Origin of the sequence: Salipiger sp. H15, from assembly GCF_040409955.1 — a bacterium.
Taxonomy (GTDB): domain Bacteria; phylum Pseudomonadota; class Alphaproteobacteria; order Rhodobacterales; family Rhodobacteraceae; genus Salipiger.
In genome coordinates this window covers 2,012,822-2,035,446 of sequence record NZ_CP123384.1, presented here as the reverse complement: position 1 = coordinate 2,035,446, position 22,625 = coordinate 2,012,822, and the positions used below count along the sequence as shown (strand labels likewise).

Annotated in this window: 20 protein-coding genes; 8 read left to right on the top strand and 12 right to left on the bottom strand. The window is 68.3% G+C overall.

The features are described 5' to 3' along the window. Positions 1 to 21: 21 nt before the first annotated feature. The 9 genes from murD to PVT71_RS09945 form a co-directional block, all read right to left on the bottom strand. Entirely contained in the window at positions 22 to 1,425 is a 1,404-nt protein-coding gene (murD, locus tag PVT71_RS09985; RefSeq protein ID WP_353471636.1) for a UDP-N-acetylmuramoyl-L-alanine--D-glutamate ligase, read from the bottom strand. A 218-nt stretch (positions 1,426 to 1,643) separates the two neighbouring features. Next, entirely contained in the window at positions 1,644 to 2,726 is a 1,083-nt protein-coding gene (gene mraY / locus PVT71_RS09980) for a phospho-N-acetylmuramoyl-pentapeptide-transferase (protein WP_353471635.1), read from the bottom strand. Between the two features lie 18 nt (positions 2,727 to 2,744). Continuing rightward, positions 2,745 to 4,175: a UDP-N-acetylmuramoyl-tripeptide--D-alanyl-D-alanine ligase gene (gene murF / locus PVT71_RS09975; protein WP_353471634.1), complete on the bottom strand. Its 1,431-nt coding sequence runs from the start codon at positions 4,173 to 4,175 to the stop codon at positions 2,745 to 2,747. After that, positions 4,172 to 5,665, bottom strand: a complete 1,494-nt coding sequence (locus tag PVT71_RS09970) for a UDP-N-acetylmuramoyl-L-alanyl-D-glutamate--2,6-diaminopimelate ligase (RefSeq protein WP_353471633.1) — start codon at positions 5,663 to 5,665, stop codon at positions 4,172 to 4,174. The genes murF and PVT71_RS09970 overlap by 4 nt, the downstream gene beginning before the upstream one ends. 69 nt (positions 5,666 to 5,734) lie before the next feature. Next, positions 5,735 to 7,528 carry a penicillin-binding protein 2 gene (locus PVT71_RS09965; protein WP_353471632.1) on the bottom strand — a complete coding sequence of 598 codons (1,794 nt, stop codon included), beginning with the start codon at positions 7,526 to 7,528 and terminating at the stop codon, positions 5,735 to 5,737. After that, positions 7,525 to 7,881: a cell division protein FtsL gene (locus PVT71_RS09960; RefSeq protein ID WP_353471631.1), complete on the bottom strand. Its 357-nt coding sequence runs from the start codon at positions 7,879 to 7,881 to the stop codon at positions 7,525 to 7,527. Before PVT71_RS09960 ends, PVT71_RS09965 begins: the two co-directional genes overlap by 4 nt. Beyond that, positions 7,881 to 8,870 (bottom strand): 16S rRNA (cytosine(1402)-N(4))-methyltransferase RsmH, encoded by a 990-nt coding sequence (gene rsmH, locus PVT71_RS09955; protein WP_353471630.1) that lies wholly within the window; start codon positions 8,868 to 8,870, stop codon positions 7,881 to 7,883. The genes PVT71_RS09960 and rsmH overlap by 1 nt, the downstream gene beginning before the upstream one ends. A gap of 3 nt (positions 8,871 to 8,873) precedes the next feature. Next, on the bottom strand, positions 8,874 to 9,392 hold the full coding sequence (gene mraZ / locus PVT71_RS09950) for a division/cell wall cluster transcriptional repressor MraZ (RefSeq protein WP_353471629.1): 519 nt from the start codon (positions 9,390 to 9,392) through the stop codon (positions 8,874 to 8,876). A gap of 1,194 nt (positions 9,393 to 10,586) precedes the next feature. Further along, positions 10,587 to 10,790, bottom strand: coding sequence for a hypothetical protein (locus tag PVT71_RS09945; RefSeq protein ID WP_353471628.1), 204 nt, complete (start codon positions 10,788 to 10,790; stop codon positions 10,587 to 10,589). 582 nt (positions 10,791 to 11,372) lie between these two features. On the opposite strand from PVT71_RS09945, the gene PVT71_RS09940 reads away from it, so the two are divergent. The 6 genes from PVT71_RS09940 (at position 11,373) to PVT71_RS09915 (ending at position 17,156) form a co-directional block, all read left to right on the top strand. Beyond that, a complete protein-coding gene (locus PVT71_RS09940; protein WP_353471627.1) occupies positions 11,373 to 11,657 on the top strand; it encodes a hypothetical protein in 285 nt (94 codons plus the stop codon). A 1,072-nt stretch (positions 11,658 to 12,729) separates the two neighbouring features. Continuing rightward, positions 12,730 to 13,551, top strand: coding sequence for a TatD family hydrolase (locus PVT71_RS09935; protein ID WP_353471626.1), 822 nt, complete (start codon positions 12,730 to 12,732; stop codon positions 13,549 to 13,551). Continuing rightward, positions 13,548 to 14,351: an MBL fold metallo-hydrolase gene (locus PVT71_RS09930; protein ID WP_353471625.1), complete on the top strand. Its 804-nt coding sequence runs from the start codon at positions 13,548 to 13,550 to the stop codon at positions 14,349 to 14,351. The genes PVT71_RS09935 and PVT71_RS09930 overlap by 4 nt, the downstream gene beginning before the upstream one ends. A gap of 110 nt (positions 14,352 to 14,461) precedes the next feature. Beyond that, a complete protein-coding gene (locus PVT71_RS09925) occupies positions 14,462 to 15,391 on the top strand; it encodes an AEC family transporter (RefSeq protein ID WP_353471624.1) in 930 nt (309 codons plus the stop codon). 228 nt (positions 15,392 to 15,619) lie between these two features. Further along, a complete protein-coding gene (locus PVT71_RS09920; protein WP_353471623.1) occupies positions 15,620 to 16,915 on the top strand; it encodes an adenylosuccinate synthase in 1,296 nt (431 codons plus the stop codon). Positions 16,916 to 16,922: 7 nt separating this feature from the next. Further along, a complete protein-coding gene (locus PVT71_RS09915; protein ID WP_353471622.1) occupies positions 16,923 to 17,156 on the top strand; it encodes a DUF2842 domain-containing protein in 234 nt (77 codons plus the stop codon). Positions 17,157 to 17,291: 135 nt separating this feature from the next. On the opposite strand, the gene PVT71_RS09910 is transcribed toward PVT71_RS09915, so the two are convergent. The 3 genes from PVT71_RS09910 to ftsY all read right to left on the bottom strand — a co-directional run bounded on the left by PVT71_RS09910 (position 17,292) and on the right by ftsY (position 20,980). Then, on the bottom strand, positions 17,292 to 18,593 hold the full coding sequence (locus tag PVT71_RS09910) for an MFS transporter (RefSeq protein ID WP_353471621.1): 1,302 nt from the start codon (positions 18,591 to 18,593) through the stop codon (positions 17,292 to 17,294). A gap of 290 nt (positions 18,594 to 18,883) precedes the next feature. Continuing rightward, a complete protein-coding gene (locus PVT71_RS09905) occupies positions 18,884 to 19,486 on the bottom strand; it encodes an inner membrane-spanning protein YciB (protein ID WP_353471620.1) in 603 nt (200 codons plus the stop codon). Positions 19,487 to 19,618: 132 nt separating this feature from the next. After that, positions 19,619 to 20,980, bottom strand: coding sequence for a signal recognition particle-docking protein FtsY (gene ftsY, locus PVT71_RS09900; RefSeq protein ID WP_353471619.1), 1,362 nt, complete (start codon positions 20,978 to 20,980; stop codon positions 19,619 to 19,621). Positions 20,981 to 21,090: 110 nt separating this feature from the next. On the opposite strand from ftsY, the gene PVT71_RS09895 reads away from it, so the two are divergent. Both PVT71_RS09895 and PVT71_RS09890 read left to right on the top strand, forming a co-directional pair. Further along, positions 21,091 to 22,020: a lytic transglycosylase domain-containing protein gene (locus PVT71_RS09895; RefSeq protein WP_353471618.1), complete on the top strand. Its 930-nt coding sequence runs from the start codon at positions 21,091 to 21,093 to the stop codon at positions 22,018 to 22,020. 181 nt (positions 22,021 to 22,201) lie between these two features. Next, on the top strand, positions 22,202 to 22,594 hold the full coding sequence (locus tag PVT71_RS09890) for a hypothetical protein (protein WP_353471617.1): 393 nt from the start codon (positions 22,202 to 22,204) through the stop codon (positions 22,592 to 22,594). Positions 22,595 to 22,625: the final 31 nt, after the last annotated feature.

The following is a 22,625-nucleotide window of genomic DNA, read 5'->3' as shown; positions in this document are numbered from 1 at the left end:
GGCGCGCGGGACGCGGGGCGCTCAGAGCCCCGCGCGCACCTTCTCGGCGAAGTCCTCGCCGCGCTTCTCGAAGCTGTTGTACTGGTCGAAGCTGGCCGCCGCCGGGGCCAGCAGCACCACGTCACCCGGCTGCGCCTCGGCCCGGGCCCGGGCCACGGCGGTCGCCATGTCGGTGCAGATCTCGGCATCGACCCCCGGCAGACCCAGCGCGAAGGTCGCGGCCTCGCGGCCGATCACGTAGGCCTTGGTGACGTTGGGCAGACCCGGCGCGAGCCCGGCAAGCCCGCCCTCCTTCATCAGCCCGCCGCAGATCCAGCGGATGTTCCTGAACGCCAGCAGCGCCTTGACCGCGGCGTCGACGTTGGTCGCCTTGCTGTCGTTGACGTAGGTCACGCCCCCCGCCTCGGCGACGATCTGGCTGCGGTGCGGCAGCCCCTCGAAGCTGTGGAAGGCCGCCTCGATCTGCCGCGGCGCGACACCGAGCGAGCGGCAGGCGGCATAGGCGGCGCAGGCGTTCTGGTGGTTGTGCGCCCCCGGCAGGCCGCGCACGGTGCGCAGGTCGATCGAGGCGACCTGCCGCCCCTTGCGCCACTCGGTCAGGAACCCCTTGCGGGCGTAGACCAGCCAGCCCGGCCCGCCGAGCTTCGTGCCCGAGGAGATGCGGATCACCCGGTCGTCGGCCGCGCCCTCGGAGAGCTGGTTGGCAAGGTAGAGCCCCTCCTTCTCGTCGACGCCGATGACGCAGCGGTCCGGCCCGCCCTCGGCGAAGAGCCGGCGCTTGGCGGCGAAATAGCCGCCCATGCCGCCGTGCCGGTCGAGGTGGTCGGGCGAAAGGTTGGTGAACACCGCGACATCCGGCGTCAGCGCGCGGGCAAGGTCGGTCTGGTAGCTCGAGAGTTCCAGCACCACCACGCCGCCATCGCCCGGAGGGTCGATGTCGAGCACGCCGCGACCGATATTGCCGGCCAGCTGGCTCTCGCGCCCCGAGGATTTCAGGATGTGGTGGATCAGCGCCGAGGTGGTGGACTTGCCGTTCGAGCCGGTCACCGCGACCACCCGCGGCGGCACGTCGAACATGTCCCAGCCCGAGCCCGCCCCGGCGAGCGAGCGGAAGAACAGCCCGATGTCGTTGTCGACCGGCACGCCCGCGATCCAGGCCGCGGCGATCACCGGGTTGGGCTCGGGGTAGAGATGCGGGATGCCGGGCGAGACGACCAGCCAGTCGACCCCGTCGAAACCGCCCGGCTTCGCGAGCTCGCGGCTCTCGAAACCCTCGGCCTCGGCCGCCTCGCGCGCCGCCGCGTTGTCGTCCCAGACCAGCACCGAGGCGCCGCCCTCGCGCAGCGCCCGCGCCGCCGAAAGGCCCGAACGGCCAAGTCCCAGCACCGCGACGGTGCGCTCCTCAAAGCCCGAAACCGGAATCATGGCAAAGCCCCCATGCCTGCAAATCGCCTCGCCCCACGGCTAGCGCATCGGCGGTGCCTGCACCAGTGCGGGCGCCCCGCCTCTTCCATATGTCACAAATATCCCGGGGGTGCGGGGGCAGCGCCCCCGCGTCCGTCGCCGCGGCATCAGGGCCGCGGGAACTCTCTTCGAAGAGAGTTGCAACGTCCTTCGAAGGACGCTGCCCCTGCCCCAGCGCCTCAGCGCAGCTTCAGCGTGGCAAGCCCGATCAGCGCGAGGATCAGCGAGATGATCCAGAAGCGGATGACGATCTGCGGCTCGGCCCAGCCCTTCTTCTCGTAGTGGTGGTGGATCGGCGCCATCAGGAACACCCGCTTGCCGGTGCGCTTGAAGTAGAGCACCTGGATGATCACCGAGAGCGCCTCGACCACGAAAAGACCGCCGACGATGGCCAGCACGATCTCGTGCTTGGTGGCGACCGCGATCGCCCCGAGCGCGCCGCCGAGCGCCAGCGAGCCGGTGTCGCCCATGAACACCGCCGCGGGCGGCGCGTTGTACCACAGGAAGCCGAGCCCGCCGCCGATCAGCGCGGCGGTGAAGATCAGGATCTCGCCGGTGCCGGGCACGTAGTGGACGTCGAGATACTCGGTGAAGTCGGTGCGGCCCACGGCATAGGCGATGATCCCGAGCGTACCGCCGGCGATCATCACCGGCATGATGGCAAGCCCGTCGAGCCCGTCGGTCAGGTTGACCGCGTTCGCCGCGCCGACGATGACGATCATCGCGAAGGGCACGAAGAACCAGCCGAGGTCGAGCAGCAGGTTCTTGAACACCGGGAAGGCCAGCTGCCCGGTCAGGTCGGCGGGGTGCAGCCAGGCCGCCCAGCCGGCGGCAAGCCCGGCGATGGCGAAGCCGATCAGCAGCCGCACCTTGCCCGAGACGCCGTCGGTGTTCTGCTTCTTCACCTTGGCGTAGTCGTCGGCAAAGCCGATCGCCGCGTAGCCCATGGTCACGAAGAGCACCATCCAGACGAAGCCGTTGTCGAGCCGCGCCCAGAGCAGGGTCGAGGTCAGCAGCGCGCCGACGATCAGCAGCCCGCCCATGGTCGGCGTGCCGGCCTTGACGAAATGCCCCTCGGGCCCGTCCGCGCGGATCGGCTGGCCCTTGCCCTGCCGCTTGCGCAGCACGTCGATCAGCGGGCGCCCGAAGAGGAAGCCGAAGATCAGCGCCGTCAGGAACGCGCCCCCCGCCCGGAAAGTGATGTAGCGGAAGAGGTTGAAGACATCGCCGCCGTCACTCAGTCCAGTCAGCCAGTAGAGCATGAGCCCCGGTCCTTCTCGTCAGATTGTCGCGGGCGCATGACCCATTTTCCGGATCGCGTCAACCACGCGCGCCAGCGCCATCGAGAGCGATCCCTTGACCAGCACCACGTCGCCGGCGTCGAGGTCGTGGCGCACCCGCTCGGCCATGGCCGCGCTGGTCTCGGCCCAGTGCCCGCGCTTGTGCTCGGGCAGCGCCTCCCAGAGATCGCGCATGAGCGGGCCGACGCAGTGCACGAGGTCGATCTTGGCCATCGCCGGCAGGTCGGCCAGCGCCGCGTGCAGCGCGTGCTCCTGCGCGCCAAGCTCCTTCATGTCGCCGAGATAGGCGATGCGGCGGCCGTGGTCGACGCGGCCGATGCCGTCCTTGGGCCGCGCCCCGGCCAGCACCTCGAGCGAGGCGCCGAGCGAGGCGGGGTTGGCGTTGTAGGCGTCGTCGATGAGCTCGAGCGTCAGGTGCGTCTCGACCGGATCGAGGATGATGACCTCGCGCAGGCCCCTGCCCGCCCCGGCCTCCCACTGACCCAGCGCGGTGATCGCCATCGCCCGGTCGAGCCCCAGCGCGTGCACCACGGCCAGCACGCCCATGGCGTTGACCGCGAAATGCCGCCCCGGCACCGCCACCTTGTAGAGCACATGCGTGCGCCACGCCCGGCCCTGCGCCACGGTGGCCGCGTCGCAGACGGTGACCTGCTCGACGCGGTGGTGGTTTCCCGCCGCCTCGCCGAAGGTGACCACGTGCGCGGCCTTCGCCTCGGCCAGTTCGATGAGCAGCGGCGAGACCTCGAGATCGCCGTTCACCACGGCGGTGCCGCCGGGCTCGAGCCCCTCGAAGATCGCCGCCTTCTCGCGCGCGATGCCCTCGAGGCTCTCGAAGGCCGCAAGGTGCGCCGGCGCCACGATGGTGATCATCGCCACGTGCGGGCGCGCCATGCGCGACAGCGGCGCGATCTCGCCGGGGTGGTTCATGCCGATCTCGATGACGGCGAAATCCACGTCGGCGGGCATCCGGGCCAGCGTCAGCGGCACGCCCCAGTGGTTGTTGTAGCTCTTCTCGGCGGCGTGAACCGTGCCCTGCGCGCCGAGCACGGTGCGCAGCATCTCCTTGGTCGAGGTCTTGCCGACCGAGCCGGTCACCGCCACCACCTGCGCGCGGGTGCGGGCGCGGGCGGCGCGTCCCAGCGCCTCGAGCCCGGGCAGCACGTCGTCCACCAGCAGCAGCGGCGCGTCCTCGGGCAGCCCCTCGGGGATGCGGCTCACCAGCGCGGCGGCGGCGCCGTTCTTCAGCGCCTGCGCGACGAACTCGTGCCCGTCGCGCGCCGCGGTCAGCGCGACGAAGAGGTCGCCCTTCTCGATGGTGCGGGTGTCGATCGAAACGCCGGTGACGTTCCAGCTGCCGATGGCGCGCCCGCCGGTGGCGCGCGCCGCGTCTTCAGATGTCCAGAGCGTCACAGCCCTCTCCCGTCCAGTGCTGCCACGGCGACGCTCGCCTGTTCCACGTCGTCGAAGGGGTAGACCGTGTCGCCCACGATCTGCCCGGTCTCGTGCCCCTTGCCGAGGATCATCAGCGCGTCCCCCGGCTGCAGCATGTCGACGCCGCGCAGGATCGCCTCGGCGCGGTCGCCGACCTCCATCGCGCCGGGCGCGCCCTCGAGCACCTGCGCGCGGATCGACGCGGGGTCCTCCGAGCGCGGGTTGTCGTCCGACACGATGACCATGTCGGCATGTTCGATGGCGGCCGCCCCCATCAGCGGGCGCTTGCCCGGGTCGCGGTCGCCGCCGGCGCCGACGATGGCGATGAGCCGGCCCATGACGTGCGGGCGCAGCGCCTGCAGCGCGGTCGAGACGGCGTCGGGCGTATGGGCGAAATCGACGTAGACCGCCGCGCCGTTGTCGCGGGTCGCGGCCAGTTGCATGCGGCCGCGCACGGTTTCCAGCCGCTCCAGCGCCGGGAACACCTGGTCGGCCGTGCCGCCGCAGGCCAGCGCGAGGCCCGCGGCCAGCGCCGCGTTCTGCCCCTGGAAGCCGCCGATGAGGCCGAGCCGCAGCTGCTGCACCGCGCCGCGCCAGTCGAGCCGCAGGTCCTGCCCGGTGGCGTGGAAGCGCTGGCCGAGAATGCGCAGGTCGCAACCCGTCGCCTCGCCGACCGAGATCACCTCCTGGCCGCGGGCGCGGGCGATGGCCATCATGTCGATGCCGCGCGGGTCGTCGATGTTGATCACCGCGATGCCGTCATCGGGCAGCACGCGCGCGAAAAGACCGGCCTTTGCCGCGAAATACTCTTCGAAATCAGCGTGATAATCGAGGTGATCCTGGGTGAAGTTGGTGAAGCCCGCGGCCTTCAGCTGCACCCCGTCGAGGCGGCGCTGGTCGAGCCCGTGGCTCGAGGCCTCCATGGCGCAGTGATCGACCCCCGCCTCGGCGGCAGCAGCCAGCGCGCGGTGCAGGGTGATCGGCTCGGGCGTGGTGTGCTTGAGCGGCGCCTGCCAGTCGCCCTCGACCCCGGTGGTGCCGAGGTTGATGGCGCGGAAGCCCATGTCCTGCCAGATGTGGCGCAGGAAGGTCGCGACCGAGGTCTTGCCGTTGGTGCCGGTCACCGCCACGGTGACCTCGGGCTGCCCGCCGGACCAGAGCGCGGCGGCATAGGCCAGCGCCTGCCGCGGGTCGGCGGCGATCACCAGCGCGGCCTGGCTGCCCGCCAGCGCCTCGGCGGCGAGCTGCGCGCCCTCGGCGTCGGTCAGGATCGCCGCGGCGCCCTGCTTGAGCGCGGTGGGGATGAAGTTCGCGCCATGCACCTTGGTGCCCGGAAGCGCGGCGAAGAGATGTCCCGAGGTCACCTCGCGGCTGTCCACCGACAGCCCCGTCACCCGTGCCTCGCGGCCACCACGCGCGGTGAGTCCCAGCTCGCTGAGGCTCTTGCCCTCTCCAATGACGGCACCCATGACGGCCCTTTCAATCTTGTTCTTCGGATCTGCACGGCCCCGAAAAACGGGCCGGAGGTCACCGCCGGATCAGTTGCGAACCAGCGTGACCTCCTCCTCTTCTGGCACATCGTATTCCGGACGCAAGCCCAGAAGCGGCGCGATCCTGCCGATCATCTCGGCCCCCACCGGCACCGAGGTCCAGCCCGCCGTGCGACGCGGCCGGCTGCCCGAGGTTTCGACCGGCTCGTCGAGCGTCACGATCAGCACGTAGCGCGGCGCGTCGGCCGGGAACATGGTCGCGAAGGTGGTGATCGTCTTGTCCTTGTAGTAGCCGCCGCCGTTCTCCTTGGGCTTGTCGGCGGTGCCGGTCTTGCCGGCGACATGGTAGCCCGGCACGTCGCCGAAGCTGGCGGTGCCCTCGGTCACCACCGAGCGCAGCATCTTGCGGGCATTGGCGGCGTTCTGCTCGGAGAGCACCGTCGGGCCGTAATGCGGGCCGTCCTGCTTGATCAGCGTCGGGGTGATCTTGTGCCCGCCGTTGGCGATGGCGGCATAGCCCGCGGCAAGGTGCAGCGGCGAGGCCGAGAGGCCGTGACCGTAGGAGATGGTCACCGTGCTGAGCTCGGTCCAGCGCTTCGGCAGCAGCGGCTTGCCGGTCTGCGCCTCGGAGATCTCGATGCCCGTGGGATCGAAGAAGCCGAGCGATTTCAGGAACTCCTGCTGGCGCTCGGGGCCGATCGCCAGCGCGATCTTGCCGGTGCCGCGGTTGGAGCTGTTGGCGATGATCCCCTCGACGGTCTGCTTGCCGTAGTTGTGGCCCTCGAATTCGCCGATGCGGAAGCCCGCGACGGTGAAGGGCGGCGAGGTGTCGATCACCGTGTCGGGCTTCACCAGCCCAAGCTCCATCGCCTGCGCCGCGGCGAAAATCTTGAAGGTCGAGCCCAGCTCGTAGACGCCCTGCACGGCGTGGTTGAAGAGCGGGCTGTCCGAGGGGCGGCCCGAGACCGGCGGGTTCGGGCGGTCGTTGGGATCGAAATCGGGCAGCGAGACCATCGAGAGGATCTCGCCCGTGTGCACGTCGAGCAGCACCGAGGCCGCGCCCTTGGCGTTCATCAGCTTCATGCCCGAATAGAGCACGCGCTCGCTCGCGGCCTGCACCGACAGGTCGATCGACAGCTCGAGCGGCGCACCGCCGCGGGCCGGATCGCGCAGTTCCTCGTCGTAGTAGCGCTCGACCCCCGCGGTGCCGATCACCTCGGCCGAGGCCACGCCCTCGCGGCCGAAGCTCGCGCCGCCAAGGATGTGCGAGGCCAGCCGGCCATTGGGGTAGAGCCGCATCTCGCGCGGGCCGAAGAGCAGGCCGGGCTCGCCGATGTCATGCACCGCCTGCATCTGCTCGGGGCTGATCTTCTTCTTCACCCACATGAACTTGCGACCGGGGTTGGTGAAATCCTTCACCAGCCGCTCGTGGTCGAGATCGGGGAAGATCTTCACCAGCTCGTCCGCGGCGCGCCGCGGCTCGATCATCTGGTGCGGGTGGGCGTAGAGCGAGTGGGTCTCCATGTTGGTCGCGAGGATGCGACCCTGGCGGTCCACGATGTCGGCGCGCGAGGCGATGATCGACGCGCCCGAGGCCTGGGCCCGGGGTTCCTCGGCCTCGGATTGCGCCAGCATCCCCATGCGCAGGCCGATGACGATGAAGGCGCAGAAGAAGACGAGGCCTAGCACCAGCAGGCGGCCCTCGGCGCGGACGCGGGCCTTGTCGCGCATCTGCTCGTGGCGGATGCGCAGGTTCTCGCGTTCGATCGCATCGGGGTTTTCGCCGCGCTGGCGCGCCTCGAGCACCCGCGCCAGGGGACGAAGCGGGATACGGCCGTTCATCTCAGCGCCCCGGTCTGGGCGCCTGCGCTGGTCACGTCCACCACGTCGCTGAACACCAGCGCGCGGTTGTCGGGGTAGTTCACCTGGTCGATGCGGCCGAACTGCTCGGGGCGCATCGGCAGCAGGCCGAGCCGCTCGAAGTTCAGCTCGGCGAGGTCGCGCAGCCGGTCGGGGCGGTTGAGATAGGCCCATTCGGCGCGCAGGATCGACAGCCGTGCCCGCGCGTCGCCGATGTCGCGCTGCAGGGCGCGCACGTGGTCGAGCGAGGCCTGGGTCTTGTAGTTCTCGTGATAGGCCCAGAAGGCGAGCCCGATCACCGACATGAAGGTTGTCACATAGAGAAGCGTTCGCATCAGCTCTTTCCTCTCAGCTGCGGCATCGAAAGCACCCCGGCCTCGACATCACCCGCCTCGGCAGCGGTGCGCCGCCCGACACGCAACCGGGCCGAGCGCGACCGCGGGTTCTGCGCCAGTTCCTCGTCATCGGGGCCCACCGCCTTGCGGGTGACCAGCTCGAAGCGCGGCAGTTCGGTCTCGGCCTCCGGCTCGTAGCGGCTGACCGAGGAGAGCCGGCCCGAGCGCGCCTGCAGGAAGCGCTTGACCATGCGGTCCTCGACCGAATGGAAGGTCACGACCGCCAGCAGCCCGCCCGGCTTCAGCGCCCGCTCGGCCGCCATCAGACCGCGCCAGAGCGCGCCGTACTCGTCGTTGACCGCGATGCGCAGCGCCTGGAAGGAGCGGGTCGCGGGGTGCGACTGGCCCGGCTTCGGGCGCGGCAGGCAGGCCTCGACGATCGACGAGAGCCGCGCGGTGGTCTCGATCGGCTCCTGCGCGCGGGCCTTGACGATGGCCTTGGCGATCCGGCGCGAGGCGCGCTCCTCGCCGAAGGTGTAGAGCACGTCGGCCAGCGTCGTCTCGTCGAGCCGCTTCACGAGATCCGCGGCGGTCTCGCCCTGCTGCTCCATGCGCATGTCGAGCGGGCCGTCCTTCTGGAAGGAAAAGCCGCGCTCGGCACGGTCGAGCTGCATGGACGACACGCCAAGGTCGAGGACGACGCCGTCGACGTCCTGCGCATGGGCATCCATGTTGGCGAAATTGTCCTCGACCAGTTCGAGTCGTCCCGCGTAGTCGCCGATCCAGCCGGCGGCCATCTGGTGCGCCAGCGGGTCGCGGTCGATGCCGATGACCTTGTCCGCGCCGGCCTCGAGCAGGCCGCGCGAATAGCCCCCTGCCCCGAAGGTGCCGTCGATCCAGGTGCCGCAAACCGGGGCCACGGCCTCCAGCAGGGGCCGCAGCAGGACGGGAACGTGCGGTGCGGCGTTGGGGTCTTTTTGCGCCGCCATGGCTCAGGCCTCCTCGGTTTCGTCGTCCTCGTCGAGCAGCTGCAGAGGATCGAAGTCCTCCGGCATCTCGTCGAGGAATTCCTCGGTCCCGGCCAGTTCCACCTCTTCGAAGGTCTCGGGCTTCCAGATCTGGAAGGTGTCGACGTTGGAGGCGAAATAGGCCCAGTCCTCGAGGCCGATCTTATCACGCAGCTTGGCCGGAAGCACGATGCGCCCGGTTTCATCAACGCTGGTGGTGACGGATTGGGTCGAGAAGAGACGCTCCAGAAGGCGGCGCTTCTGCGAGCCGCGCTTCATCGCCGAGATGCGATCCTCGACGGCCTCCATCTCCTCGATCGTGTAGCATTCGAGATACTGGCGGCGGTGATCGCCGTAGACGATCACGAAGTTCGGGTTCAGCCCGTCGGTCCAGTCCGGGTCGCCGGCTTCGAGCACGCGGCGGAACGAGGCCGGGATCGAGACCCGTCCCTTGCCATCCACCTTGTTGCGGCTCTCGCCTCTGAACCTCAGCCTGCGGCCCACTGTCCCTACTCTCACCCCCGAAACGAAATACGGCGGGTTGATCTGCTGCCACCGATCAACCCGCCGCCTTGACCCGCTTTGCGGGCTGGTCCAGCTGCGCGTGCCACCTGGGGGGATGTCTGCTCGCCCACGCGCTGGATTCTTCATTTCAGACGAAGGGCGGGTGCCTGTATGAACCTGCTCGTTTTATTTTCTGGGATGTTCTGATGGGGTCGTTTGTTGCCCCGTATCCCGTCCCTTCGTCGTGATTAACGGTATGTCATGGGATTTCATGGGAAGCAATAGAAATTTGAGGGAGAATCCCCCTGCATGTTGCGCCCCAGACCCCTGTGGAACAACATCTTGAGGCTCATCACACGTGAAATCACGAAGATGTGGTAAGCGGGAACCCATCTGTCACAAGATGTGGTAACGCTGCCGTGACGGAAAAAATTCCACGAAATCCCAAAAAAATTTTCGACAAGGGGGCGGAATCGCGGGTTCGTGAGCATGTCTCACGCCCGGCGGGTCGCATCAAGCCTTGAATCCGCCCGGTTTCGCCAGCCCCGGCGCGCTGCGCCCAGGCGGCCACATCGCGGCGAGCCAAGCTCGTCCCATGGTTTCCCATGGCGCCCATGAAGTCCCATCCCATCCAGTCCCATGCCGGCCCCGGGCCTGCACTGCTGGAGAGGGACAGCCGAGTTTACAGGGGATTACGAGCGAACTGAGCGGAAGCATTTCGGGAAGGAGGCGGCGGGCGGCGCGCTTGAGGCCCGCTATTCCGTTCGGGCAGCTGGCGCGCGCGGCCGGCCCGGCGGGCGGGCGGGATCGAGCTCGGGCCGATCGATGGGGCTTTCGGATGACGTTACTTCCCCGATTGGCCTGGTGGAACCAGGCATCGCCGCGCCTCGGCAGGCCGTGCAGGAAAGAGGTTGCCCGCCGAGCCGGGCCCAGGGCGGATGTTTCGGAGGCGCTCGCAAAAAGATGGTGCCGCGACCTGCGCCGCGGCACCTCTCTTGCCCGGGATGACGCGCAATATCGCGTCAGCCCATGTGTGCTCTGAAAGCGAACTCACCCGACAGTGTCATCGGAGGATGGTGGAAAAGCCTGCCGGGTCAGCGTCCCGTCCGACTCTCCGCAAATTTGAGAACAAATTATCAAACAAATACAAAAACTCAGCCAGACTTCTGCGGAGACGTGGCAAAGACTGTGTAATCAGTGCTTGCGGAACGCCTTGTACTTGTGCCCGTGCTTCCTACCGCCCGAGCAGAAGATGCCGCCTGCATCAGCCTTCATGGAAGTCGACAGGAGGACCGTCACGGCGAGGGGGGTAACCGCTGCGTATTTTCCCGCCTTGCCAAGAAGTTCCCTCCGCCCCGGAGATTCAACCGAATCCTCGGGAAGTCCTTTGTCTGACATGATTGAAAACCTCCTTGTTTCAACAGGACCGATCATACCTCACGTAAGGTCAGCTGCCAATTCATATCACTGTTTCAGACCCAACCGCGCCGTTGCGCCGCAGCAACGTGCCCAGGACCGAGGCAGGGAGCTGCCCGACAAGCGCGCCGCGACCAGAAACTCGCTTTCGCGAGAGATCGAACCCACCCCGCGAGGTGGCGAAAAGAAGACTGGTCGACTGAAACGCAGTCGCTCACTTGCTGCCTTGCCGCGCCATTGCGGGCGCCCCTGATACGCAGAAACATGGCCGCGCACCGATGCAACCGCCTTGGCGTCCGTTTCCGCGACTGCCTGTCAGTTCTTGGCGCCGATCCCCGCTCACCCAAGTGATGCTTCCTGCAAATACGGAAAAACCCGAAGCGGTAGATTTTAGTCAACAAACAAGCCGACTTGTGAGAAGGGTTAATTCATGGTATTCACTCCTTGCAAGACATGCAGAAGTTATTTTTCCAAGTTCGGCGGATCGCTCCACAATCTGGACGCCACCATTTTTTGATTTTTGTTACGCCAAAATCTCCCAAATCGGCATTCTTGGGGATACCCATGTTTTACGATCAATCCCTCGCAGCACTGAAGCTGTGGCAGCGCTTTTACAGCTGCATTGCCCTAATCGGATTTTCACTCCCCGCAGTCTGCTTCTTCGCCGCGCTCGAAGCGAACAATGCCATTCTCGCAACCCTGGAAATACTGGCCGGTGTCAGCTCGGTCCCGGTCGCCCTCGCAGCCGGCGGGCGAATCGGCACGCTCGCCCGGCTCTGCCACTCGCAGGAGGCCGGCAGCCAGCGCCAGATGCGCTGGTCGCCGCCGAGGTCCTGGTCTTCGAGGTGACGCCCGAGCCGCGGGACTGCTTCCCGTCGGGCGGGACGAGCGAGACGGCGGAGGCGCAGCGAAGACAGGACGAACCGGCTCCGGAGGGCGGGTCAGCACGCGTGATCCGCTGACGGTCTGCTCGGGGTGGCTCCATGGCATCGTCACGGCGGCCCCTTCCCAACCGGGGAGCGGAACGAGGTGAGATTTGCGATGCCCCCGCCCCATAGGTTCCGGAGGCAACGGCGCGATATCGGGCACCCCGCGGGTTCAGTCGGATAATTGGAAGGGAATGCCTTACGCAAAAGACGACCTCGGGGAATATGTCGACACCTTCAAGCGCAAGAACCATTTCACGCTGGAAGGTCCACGCGCCGATATCCGGCCGGGGAGCGGGGCCGGGACTCACTCAACCCGGCCCCCTCTTGTGATTTTTCTCCCGCGCGGAATTGATCCGGAGCCCTAGAAGCCCTCCGGAATACGCTGTGCATTCAGGAGCAGCTACCGATTTCCAACTCGGGATCGCTATCCATTCCCTAATATCCCCGAAACGGGTAATATAAATCCGGCAGCGCGAATATATTTGGAACCGCCCGAGGAAATTCCAGTGTTCGGTGGGCCGTCCGGGTTCACGAGACTTCCACACAGCCATTCATTTGCCGGCCGGGCGGGCTCTATTGGATTGCGCAGGGTCATTCCCTGACCCGCTCTCCGAAACAACTTCAATGCCCCCCAGCCCTGCGCATATCCCGCCGCAGACACTCAGGGCTGGACAAGGCGGCAACAAGGGCTCTCACAACGCTCCACATCCGGATCGCCGCCGGGCACGCCCCCGCTCTCCGCACCGGCGGCAGAAATCGGCCAGCAACGCCGGGCGCGGCGCCCTGCAGCGAAAGCCCCCGGCGCCTTTCGGCAACTCCAGAAGAGGCGCAGCACAGCCGCCGGCCGGAACCGCGGCCATCCGCCGTACGCCCCGCCCCTGCCTCCCATCTGCCCATCCATCCGGCAACCGCGCCGATCGCGCCCGCCGCGCGCGGCCCCGCCTTGACCCTGCCCCGCGCATGTCTGATACCTGCGCGCAAAGGACTTACGCATGACCACGCCCCTGATCACCGACAGCCACTGCCACCTCGACTTCCCCGATTTCGACGACGAGCGCCCCGAGGTCATCGCCCGCGCGCTCGAGGCCGGGGTGCACCGCATGGTCACCATCTGCACGCGCATCGCCAACGAGCCCAAGGTCCGCGCCATCGCCGAGGCCAACGATCCGGTCTTCTACACCTTCGGCGTGCACCCGATGAGCGCCGCCGAGGAGCCCGCGACCTCGGTCGACCAGCTCGTCGCGCTGTCGCAGCACCCCAAGTTCGTCGGCATCGGCGAGACCGGGCTCGACTACCACTACACGGCGGAAAGCGCCGAAGTGCAGAAGGCCTCGCTCGGCATCCACATCGAGGCGGCGCAGGAGACCGGCCTGCCGCTGATCATCCATGCGCGCGCCGCCGACGAGGACATGGCCCGCATCCTGACCGAGGGCTACAGGCGCCGGCCCTACAATTGCGTCATGCATTGCTTCAGCTCCTCGGCCGAGCTGGCGCGCGCGGCGCTCGATTGCGGCTTCTACCTGTCGATGTCCGGCATCGCCGCCTTCCCCAAGTCGCAGGAGCTGCGCGACATCTTCGCCGCCACCCCGCTCGAGCGCATCCTGCTCGAGACCGACAGCCCCTACCTCGCGCCGCCGCCCTACCGCGGCAAGCGCAACGAGCCGGGCTACACGGTGCACACCGCCAAGGTCGGCGCCGAGACCTTCGGGCTGAGCCTCGAGGCGTTCGCCGCCGCGACGGAGGCCAACTTCGAGCGGCTCTTCGCCAAGGCCGCCGCATGGACCCCCTCCGCCGTCCGGAGCCCCGCCGAATGAGCGGCGAGCTGCGCTTCACCATCCTCGGCTGCGGCTCTTCCGGCGGCGTGCCGCGGCTCGGCGGGCACTGGGGAGACTGCGACCCGGCCAACCCGAAGAACACCCGCCGCCGCTGCTCGGTGCTGGTCGAGCGCGAGACCGGCGACGGGATCACCCGGGTGCTGATCGACACCTCGCCCGACATGCGCGCCCAGCTGCTGGACGCCGGCATCGGCACGCTCGACGCGGCGATCTGGACCCATTCCCACGCCGATCACACCAACGGGCTCGACGACCTGCGCCAGGTCGTCTTCAACCGCGGCTCGCGCCTGCCGGTCTGGGCCGATGGCGACACGCAGAACGACCTTATCTCGCGCTTCGGCTACGCCTTCGTGCAGCCCGAGGGCAGTCCCTACCCGCCGATCTTCGACCTGCACGGCATCGGCCGCGACCCCTTCACCATCGAGGGCGCGGGCGGGCCGATCGAGTTCACCCCGATCAAGGTGGATCACGGCAGCATCGACGCGCTCGGCTTCCGCGTCGCGGATCTGGTCTACATGCCCGACGTGGTGCGCATCCCCGAGGAGGCCTGGGCGCAGTTGCAGGGCCTCGACTGCTTCATCGTCGACGCGCTGCGCCGCACCCCGCACCCGACCCACGCGCATCTCGCGCTCGCGCTCGAATGGATCGGGCGGGCCGCGCCGCGCCACGCGGTGCTGACCAACATGCACATCGACCTCGACTACGAGACGCTGCGGGCCGAGACCGCGGATCACATCGAGCCGGCCTATGACGGGATGGTCCTGCGCTATGCGCTCTGAGGAGAGGCGCAGCACGGATCCACTCCCCGGGCACGTCCCGGCCTCCCTCCTCCCCCGACCTGCCCGCCAAAGGCGCCGCGCGCCCCGGCGCGCGCGCTGAAAGCTTCCCCATGCAGGCCCTCCTCGACGTCATCCTCCCCGTCTTCATCGTCATCGGCGCGGGCTATCTCGCGGGCTGGCGCAAGCTGCTCACCGACAACGCGATCGACGGGCTCATGGGCTTCACCCAGGCGGTGGCCGTGCCCTGCCTGCTGTTCCAGGCGATGTGGAAGCTCGACCTCGGCGAGTATTTCCGCTTCGACCTGCTCTTCTCCTTCTACGCCGGGGCGATCGCGGGCTTCGTCGTCGGCCTGCTCGGCGCGCGCTGGATCTTCGGTCGCGACTGGGAGGACAGCGTGGTCATCGGCTTCTGCGGCCTCTTCTCCAACTCGCTGCTGATCGGCCTGCCGATCACCGAGCAGGCCTATGGCGCCGACGCGCTGAACGGCAACTACGCGATCATCGCGATGCACTCGCCGCTCTGCTACGCCATCGGCATCACCGCGATGGAGATCGCCCGCGCCCGCGGCACCGAGCTGCGCCGCCTGCCGCTGACCATCCTGCGCTCGCTCTTCCGCACGCCGATGGTCATCGGCATCAGCATCGGCATCCTCTTCAACTTCCTCTCGGTGGAACTGCCGGGCCCGGTGACCGAGGCGCTGGGGCTGATCACCCGCACCGCGCTGCCGGCGGCGCTCTTCGCGCTCGGCGGCGTGCTCTTCCGCTACCGGCCCGAGGGCGACCTGCGCACCATCCTCTTCGTCTGCGCGCTCTCGCTGGGGCTGCACCCGCTGATCACCTACGGGCTCGCCAATGCCTTCGCCCTGCCCACCGACGCCTTCCGCTCGGCGGTGATCACCGCCTCGGTGGCGCCGGGGGTGAACGCCTATGTCTTCGCCAACCTCTACGGCCGCGCCAAGCGCGTCGCCGCCTCCTCGGTGCTGCTGGCCACGGGCATGTGCATCCTCACCACCTGGGCATGGCTGCACGTCCTGCCCTGAGCCGGAAGAAGCCGCTCCGCCGCCCCTTCTTCTCTTTCCAAATACGTCGGGGGTGAATTGGCCGCAGGCCAAGAGGGGGCAGCGCCCCCTCCTCCACCCCGGCCACGAGCGCCTTCCGCCCGGATTCTTGCCGCCTCCCGCCGCCCCGCGCGAATTTGATGGTTTCAACCGCGCGCGGGGGGATCTATACGGTGCCCGTTTGATCCGCCGGAAAAGGACAGGTGAGAAATGGCAAACGTGGTCGTCGTGGGCGCCCAGTGGGGCGACGAAGGCAAGGGCAAGATCGTGGACTGGCTCTCGGAGCGGGCTGACGTGGTCGCGCGCTTCCAAGGGGGCCACAATGCAGGCCATACGCTCGTCATCGACGGCAAGGTGTTCAAGCTGAACGCCCTGCCTTCCGGCGTCGTGCGTGGCGGCAAGCTGTCGGTGATCGGCAACGGCGTCGTGCTCGACCCGTGGCACCTGGTGAAGGAGATCGACGCGATCCGCTCGCAGGGTGTCGAGATTACCCCCGAGACGCTGATGATCGCCGAGAACACCCCGCTGATCCTGCCGATCCACGGCGAGCTCGACCGCGCCCGCGAGGAAGCGGCCAGCGCCGGCACCAAGATCGGCACCACCGGCCGCGGCATCGGCCCGGCCTACGAGGACAAGGTCGGCCGCCGCTCGGTGCGCGTCGCCGACCTCGCCGATCCGGCGACCCTCGCGACCCGCGTCGACCGCGCGCTGCTGCACCATGACGCGCTGCGCCGCGGCCTCGGCCTCGAGCCGGTCGACCGCGAGGCGCTGCTCGCCGCGCTGACCGAGATCGCGCCGAAGATCCTCGAATACGCCGGACCGGTCTGGAAGGTGCTGAACGAGAAGCGCCGCGCCGGCAAGCGCATCCTCTTCGAGGGTGCCCAGGGCGCGCTGCTCGACATCGACTTCGGCACCTATCCCTTCGTGACCTCGTCGAACGTGATCGCCGGCCAGGCGGCCACCGGCACCGGCATGGGCCCGGGCGCGATCGACTTCGTGCTCGGCATCGTCAAGGCCTACACCACCCGCGTCGGCGAAGGTCCCTTCCCGACCGAGCTGCTCGACGCGGACGGCCAGCGCCTCGGCGAGCGCGGCCGCGAGTTCGGCACCGTGACCGGGCGCAAGCGCCGCTGCGGCTGGTTCGACGCGGTGCTGGTGCGCCAGACCTGCGTGACCTCGGGCGTCAACGGCATCTCGCTGACCAAGCTCGACGTGCTGGACGGGTTCGAGACCATCAGGATCTGCACCGGCTACGAGCTCGACGGCCAGATGCTCGACCACCTGCCCATCGCGACCGAGGAGCAGCAGCGCTGCGTGCCGGTCTACGAGGAGATGGAAGGCTGGTCCGAGTCGACCGAGGGCGCGCGCAGCTGGAACGACCTGCCCGGCGCGGCGGTGAAATACGTGCGCCGCATCGAGGAACTGATCGGCTGCCCGGTGGCGCTGCTCTCGACCTCGCCCGAGCGCGACGACACCATCCTCGTCACCGACCCCTTCGCGGACTGATCCCGGCATGGCCCTCAGCTACAAGTCCCGACGCCGCTGGTCTCTGGTGATCCTGCTGGTGGGCCTGCCGCTCTACATCGTCGCGGCGGTGAGCGTGGTGAACGCGCTCAACCGCCCGCCGATCTGGGTGGAATTCGCGGTCTACGTGGTCCTCGGATTCCTCTGGATGCTGCCCTTCAAGTTCGTCTTCAAGGGCGTCGGCAAGGCTGATCCGGACGCGGAGGCGCCGCGCGAGGACTGAGCGCGGAATTGAGTATTTGAAGAAAGATGAAAGGGGCGCGGCCGGTCTGGCTGCGCCCCTTTCCTTTTGCCCGAACGCATGAAAAAGGGCGCCGGTTTCCCGGCGCCCTTCTGCTGTTGCGAAGGCCGGCTGGCCTCAGACCTTGCCCTTGCCGCTGGCGAAGATGCAGAGCAGCGTGATCGCCGCCGCCGCCAGCACGTAGTAGCCCACGTAGGCGAGGCCGTAGTTGCCCTGCAGCCAGGTCGCGATGTAGGGCGCGAGCGAGGCGCCGAAGATGCCGGCAAAATTGAAGGTGATCGACGAGCCGGTGTAGCGCACCCGGGTCGGGAAGGGTGCCGCCAGCGCGGTGCCGATGAGGCCGTAGGTCAGGCCCATCAGCGCCATGCCCAGCGTCACGAAGCCGAGGATGCGCGCCTCGTTCTCGACCATCAGCACCGGCACGAGGAAGCTGAACGCGCCGATCAGCACGGTTGTCGCGACGAGGATCTGGCGGCGGCCGAAGCGCTCGGCCAGCAGGCCCGCGATCGGGATGAACAGGCCGAAGACGACCGAGCCCCAGATCTGGATCGCCAGCGCGTCGGTGAAGGGAATCTTCACGACCTTGACGTTGTAGCTGAGCAGGTAGGCGGTGCAGATGTAGAAGAGCACGAAGGTCGCCAGCGCCACGAAGGTGCCGAGTACGATCGAGACCTTGTGGTTCCGGAAGAGCTCGAGCGCGGGAACGGCGACGCGTTCCTCGTTGTCGATCGCCTTCTGGAAGTCCGGCGTCTCGGTGATCGACAGGCGCACCCAGAGGCCGACCGCGATCAGCAGCAGCGACGAGACGAACGGAATCCGCCAGCCCCAGCTCAGCAGCGCTTCCTGCGGCATGAACTGCAGGAGGATCCAGAAGAGGCCCGACGACAGGAACAGGCCGACCGGCGCGCCGAGCTGCGGGAACATGCCGTACCAGTTCTTCTTGCCCTCGGGCGCGTTCTCGGTCGCCATCAGCACCGCGCCGCCCCATTCACCGCCAAGCCCGAAGCCCTGGCCGAAGCGGCAGAGCGCCAGCAGCAGCGGCGCCATCACGCCAATGCTTTCGTAGCTCGGCAGGAAGCCGATCACCACGGTCGAGACGCCCATGGTCAGCAGCGCCGCGACCAGCGTCGCCTTGCGGCCGATGCGGTCGCCGAAATGGCCGAAGACCAGCGCGCCGAAGGGGCGCGCGAAGAAGGCGATCGAGAAGGTGGCGAAGCTGGCCAGCAGCGCGGTCATCGGGTCGCTGCTCGGGAAGAACAGCGCCGGGAAGACCAGCACGGCGGCGGTGGCGTAGACGTAGAAGTCGAAGAATTCGATGGTGGTGCCGACGAGGCTCGCGGTCAGGACCTTGGCCGGTGAGTTGAGCGCCGGCGTGGCCCCGGCGCGCGGCGTCTCGTAGGCTGCGTCTGAGAGGGACATTTTATTTCGTCTTTCATTGCGTCTGGAACAGTTTTGTTCCGGGATGGGCCCGGTTAACGCAATCAGTCGTCGGACGTAACCCATATGCCCGACGGATTTCATCAGGTCCGCTATGCACTGGATGCATGGCTGCCGCTGGGGAATCCGCCGTCCCGCGGGGGCGAGGCGGAAAATCCGCGGACTGTCAGGGGCTTCCGCGGCGGGTGCGGCGGAGCCTTTGTGCCGGACGTGAAAAAGCCCGGGACCAGCGGTCCCGGGCCCTGCCCCGTCGCGGTGCGGAAAGGCGCGACTCAGTCCTTGTCGCTCTCCAGCGCGTAGCGCTTGAAGAGCCCGCCCTGCGTCATGAAGAAGACGAAGACCGCCGCGGTCAGGCCGAAGGTCTTGAAGTAGACCCAGCTCTCGGTGCTCATCGTGCGCCAGATGATCTCGTTGAGCAGTGCGAGGCCGAAGAAGAAGGCGCAGATGCGCTTGGTGAGGATCATCCAGCCCTCGTCCTGCAGCGGCATCAGCCCTTCCATCACCTTGCGCAGGTAGCTCTCGCCCCGCAGGATCCCGGCCAGCAGGGCAAAGCCGAAGAGCAGGTAGATCAGCGTCGGCTTCATCTTGAAGAAGCGCTCGTCGTTGAGCCAGACCGAGAGCCCGCCGAAGACCACGATCAGCACCGCGGTGACCACCTGCATGGCGGAAAGGTGCCCGGTCAGCTTCCACAGCAGCCCGGTGCAGAGCAGCATCAGCGGGATGAACCCGGCGGTGACCACGACGAAGCCCTGGTACTCGCGCCCGCCAATCAGGTAGGTGTGGTCCTTCAGCAGCAGGTAGGCCGCGAAGAAGGCCAGCACCGGCCCGAACTCGAGCGCCGACTTGAGGAAGGGGTTGATCTGTCTGGTGGCCATGCGGGTCTCCTTGTGCGGGATCAGAGATAGCCTCCGTCCCCGCCCTTCTCAATGCCGGAACTGCCGCGCGGCCCGAGGATCACGCGCGAAGGCCGCAAACGTGATGCCCGCGCGCCGCGGTCCGGCGCGGGATCAGCCCCGCTCGAGCCCTGTGAGCGCCGCGGCGAATTCCTCGGGGTCGAAGGGTTGCAGGTCGTCGATCTGCTCGCCCACGCCGATGGCATGGATCGGCAGGCCGAACCTGTCGGCCAGCGCCACCAGCACGCCGCCGCGCGCCGTGCCGTCGAGCTTGGTCATCACGAGGCCCGAGACATCCGCCACCTGCTGGAAGATCTCGACCTGCCGCAGCGCGTTCTGCCCGGTGGTGGCGTCGAGCACCAGGAGCGTGTTGTGCGGCGCGTCGGGGTCCTTCTTGCGGATCACGCGGACGATCTTCGCCAGCTCCTCCATGAGGTCCGAACGGTTCTGCAGCCGCCCGGCGGTGTCGATCATCAGCAGGTCCGCCCCCTCGGCCTGCGCCTTGGTCATGGCGTCGAAGGCAAGGCTGGCGGGATCCGAGCCCTCGGGCGCGGTCAGCACCGGCACGCCGGCACGGTCGCCCCAGATCTGCAGCTGCTCGACGGCGGCGGCGCGGAAGGTGTCGCCCGCGGCGATCACCACCTTCTTGCCCGCGGCGCGGAACTGGCTGGCGAGCTTGCCGATGGTCGTGGTCTTGCCCGAGCCGTTGACGCCCACCACAAGCACCACCTGCGGTTTCCTGGGATAGAGCGGCAGCGGCCGCGCCACCGGCTCCATGATCCGCGCCACCTCGGACGAGAGCAGTTCCTTGACCTCCTGCGTCGAGACACGCTTGCCATAGCGTCCCTCGGCGATGTTGGCGGTCACCCGCAGCGCCGTGTCGACGCCCATGTCCGAGGCGATGAGCAGCTCCTCGAGGCTTTCCAGCATCTCGTCGTCGAGCGCCCGGCGCACCACCGGCGCGGCGGGCTGGGTCTTGCCGAAGAGCCGGCCGATGAGCCCGCCGCCGCGCTGCTGCTGTTGCGGGATCTCGGGATCCTGCAGCGGCGCGGGGATCTCGAGCGGGGCCGGCGCGGGCATCGGGTCGAGCGGCGGCATCACCGGCGCCTCGAGCGGGGTCGGCTCGGGATCGGCGGGCGGCGGCGCCTGCGGCGTCTCGGGTTCGGGTTGCGGCGCGGGCTCGGGCAGCGGCGGCGCCTCGGGCTCGGGCGCGGGCGGCGTCTCGCCCGGCGGTGACGGCGGCACCTCCTCGGGGGCGGGCGGGGTTTCCGGCGCGGGAGCGGGCGGGGTCTCGGGGACCGGCGGCGGGACGTCCGGGCCGGGCACCGCGGGCGCGGGCGAAGGCGGCGCCGAAGGTTCGGGCACCGTTTCGGGCGCGTCTTCCGTGCCACCCTCCTGGACGATCGCGTCCAGCCCCTCCTCGAGCTTCGAGGAGGATTTGAAAAGCTTGTTCTTGAGCTTGCCGAAGAAGGACATGGCTGGACCTCTCGCTGCCTTTGCCTTCACCTAATACGCGCCGCGCCCCGTGAAAAGTGTGAGTTGACCTTTCGCTGCGCCACGGCCTTGATGGAGCCATGTTGCGGACTGTGTTTTACCCCGTCCTCCTGCTGCTTCTCTGCCTCGCCGCGGCGCCGCTGCGGGCCGGGGGCGATCAACCCGAACCCGCACTCACCGAACCCGGCCAGCCCGAGCCCGGCACGCTCTGCTCTCCCGGCACCTTCGGTCCGGTGCAATGCATCCGGCCCTCGCATTTCGTCCACGACACCTGCCAGGCGCTCGAGCATTTCGCGCGGCGCAACGCGCTCGACCCCGGCTTCTTCGCCCGGCTGATCTGGCAGGAGAGCCGCTTCAACCCCAACGCGCTCAGCCCGGCAAACGCCCAGGGCATCGCCCAGTTCATCCCCTCGACCGCGAAGCTGCGCGGGCTCGGCGATCCCTACAACCCCGCCGAGGCGCTGGAATACTCGGCGCAGTACCTTGGCGAGCTGACCCGGCGCTACGGCAACCAGGGGCTCGCGGCGGTGGCCTACAACGGCGGCGAGGCGCGGGCCGACGGGCTGATGGCGCACAGCGGCGGGCTCGCGCTCGAGACGATCAACTACGTCGCGATCATCACCGGCCTTGCCGCCGAAACCTGGCGCGACACCCCGCCCGAGACGCATGACTTCCGCCTGCAGGGCGACAAGCCCTTCCAGCAGGCCTGCCACGAGCTTGCGCGCAACCGCACGCTGACCGCCTACCCCGAGGCGCGGCCGCCGCTGCATCCCTGGGGCGTGCAGATGGCCTTCGGCACCACGCAGGACCGCGCGCTGGCGCAGTTCCGCCGCCGCGCCCAGGCCTGCAGCGGCACCGTCGGCGGCGAGGAGCCCGAGCTTGTCTGGCAGAAGAGCCGCGCCAGCCCGCGCGGCGGCTACTGGATGGCCCGGCTCGGGCGCGACGGACAGGGCGATGCCCGACAGCTCTGCTCGAAACTCAGGCAATCGGGCTGCATCTGCGCGGTCTACAGGAACTCCTGAGCGCCGACGCACTTGCACATAAGCGATCAACTCGGCTCGCCTGAGCCCTGATCCAGACAGGATGATTGCACGTTTCGAACATCTCGCCACGACGAGCCGCTTGGAGCCCCGCGCCGGCGCCTCTTCGCCCCGCGACGCCTTGCCCCTTCCCCAATGGTCGCGCCTCTGGCAGGCTGCGGCCATGACCCGACTGCTCATCCTGCTCTGCCTGCTTGCCAGCCCCCTCGCCGCCGCCCAGCCGATGAGCGCCGAGGAGTTCGAATCCTATGTCACCGGCAAGACGCTCTACTTCGGCAGCGGCGGTGCGGCCTACGGGGTCGAGGAATACCTGCCCGACCGCCGCGTGCGCTGGTCCTTCCTCGACGGCGAGTGCAAGGACGGGCGCTGGTACGCCGAGGCGCAGATGATCTGCTTCGTCTACGAGGACATGAACATCCCGCAGTGCTGGAGCTTCTTCGAGGAGGGCGGCGGGCTGCGCGCGGTGTTCCAGAACGATCCGGCGAACACCGTGCTCTACGAGGCCCGGCAGGAAGACAAGCCGATGCTCTGCTACGGCCCCGACACCGGGGTCTGAGCGCACGTCCCTTCTTGCAGGGTTTCTTTCA

Bases quoted from the DNA above. Each gene is read 5' to 3' on its own strand.
- murD (WP_353471636.1), bottom strand. From the start codon at position 1,425: ATGATTCCGGTTTCGGGCTTTGAGGAGCGCACCGTCGCGGTGCTGGGA.
- mraY (WP_353471635.1), bottom strand. From the start codon at position 2,726: ATGCTCTACTGGCTGACTGGACTGAGTGACGGCGGCGATGTCTTCAAC.
- PVT71_RS09970 (WP_353471633.1), bottom strand. From the start codon at position 5,665: ATGGGTGCCGTCATTGGAGAGGGCAAGAGCCTCAGCGAGCTGGGACTC.
- PVT71_RS09965 (WP_353471632.1), bottom strand. From the start codon at position 7,528: ATGAACGGCCGTATCCCGCTTCGTCCCCTGGCGCGGGTGCTCGAGGCG.
- PVT71_RS09960 (WP_353471631.1), bottom strand. From the start codon at position 7,881: ATGCGAACGCTTCTCTATGTGACAACCTTCATGTCGGTGATCGGGCTC.
- rsmH (WP_353471630.1), bottom strand. From the start codon at position 8,870: ATGGCGGCGCAAAAAGACCCCAACGCCGCACCGCACGTTCCCGTCCTG.
- PVT71_RS09945 (WP_353471628.1), bottom strand. From the start codon at position 10,790: ATGTCAGACAAAGGACTTCCCGAGGATTCGGTTGAATCTCCGGGGCGG.
- PVT71_RS09940 (WP_353471627.1), top strand. From the start codon at position 11,373: ATGTTTTACGATCAATCCCTCGCAGCACTGAAGCTGTGGCAGCGCTTT.
- PVT71_RS09935 (WP_353471626.1), top strand. From the start codon at position 12,730: ATGACCACGCCCCTGATCACCGACAGCCACTGCCACCTCGACTTCCCC.
- PVT71_RS09930 (WP_353471625.1), top strand. From the start codon at position 13,548: ATGAGCGGCGAGCTGCGCTTCACCATCCTCGGCTGCGGCTCTTCCGGC.
- PVT71_RS09925 (WP_353471624.1), top strand. From the start codon at position 14,462: ATGCAGGCCCTCCTCGACGTCATCCTCCCCGTCTTCATCGTCATCGGC.
- PVT71_RS09920 (WP_353471623.1), top strand. From the start codon at position 15,620: ATGGCAAACGTGGTCGTCGTGGGCGCCCAGTGGGGCGACGAAGGCAAG.
- PVT71_RS09915 (WP_353471622.1), top strand. From the start codon at position 16,923: ATGGCCCTCAGCTACAAGTCCCGACGCCGCTGGTCTCTGGTGATCCTG.
- PVT71_RS09910 (WP_353471621.1), bottom strand. From the start codon at position 18,593: ATGTCCCTCTCAGACGCAGCCTACGAGACGCCGCGCGCCGGGGCCACG.
- PVT71_RS09905 (WP_353471620.1), bottom strand. From the start codon at position 19,486: ATGGCCACCAGACAGATCAACCCCTTCCTCAAGTCGGCGCTCGAGTTC.
- ftsY (WP_353471619.1), bottom strand. From the start codon at position 20,980: ATGTCCTTCTTCGGCAAGCTCAAGAACAAGCTTTTCAAATCCTCCTCG.
- PVT71_RS09890 (WP_353471617.1), top strand. From the start codon at position 22,202: ATGACCCGACTGCTCATCCTGCTCTGCCTGCTTGCCAGCCCCCTCGCC.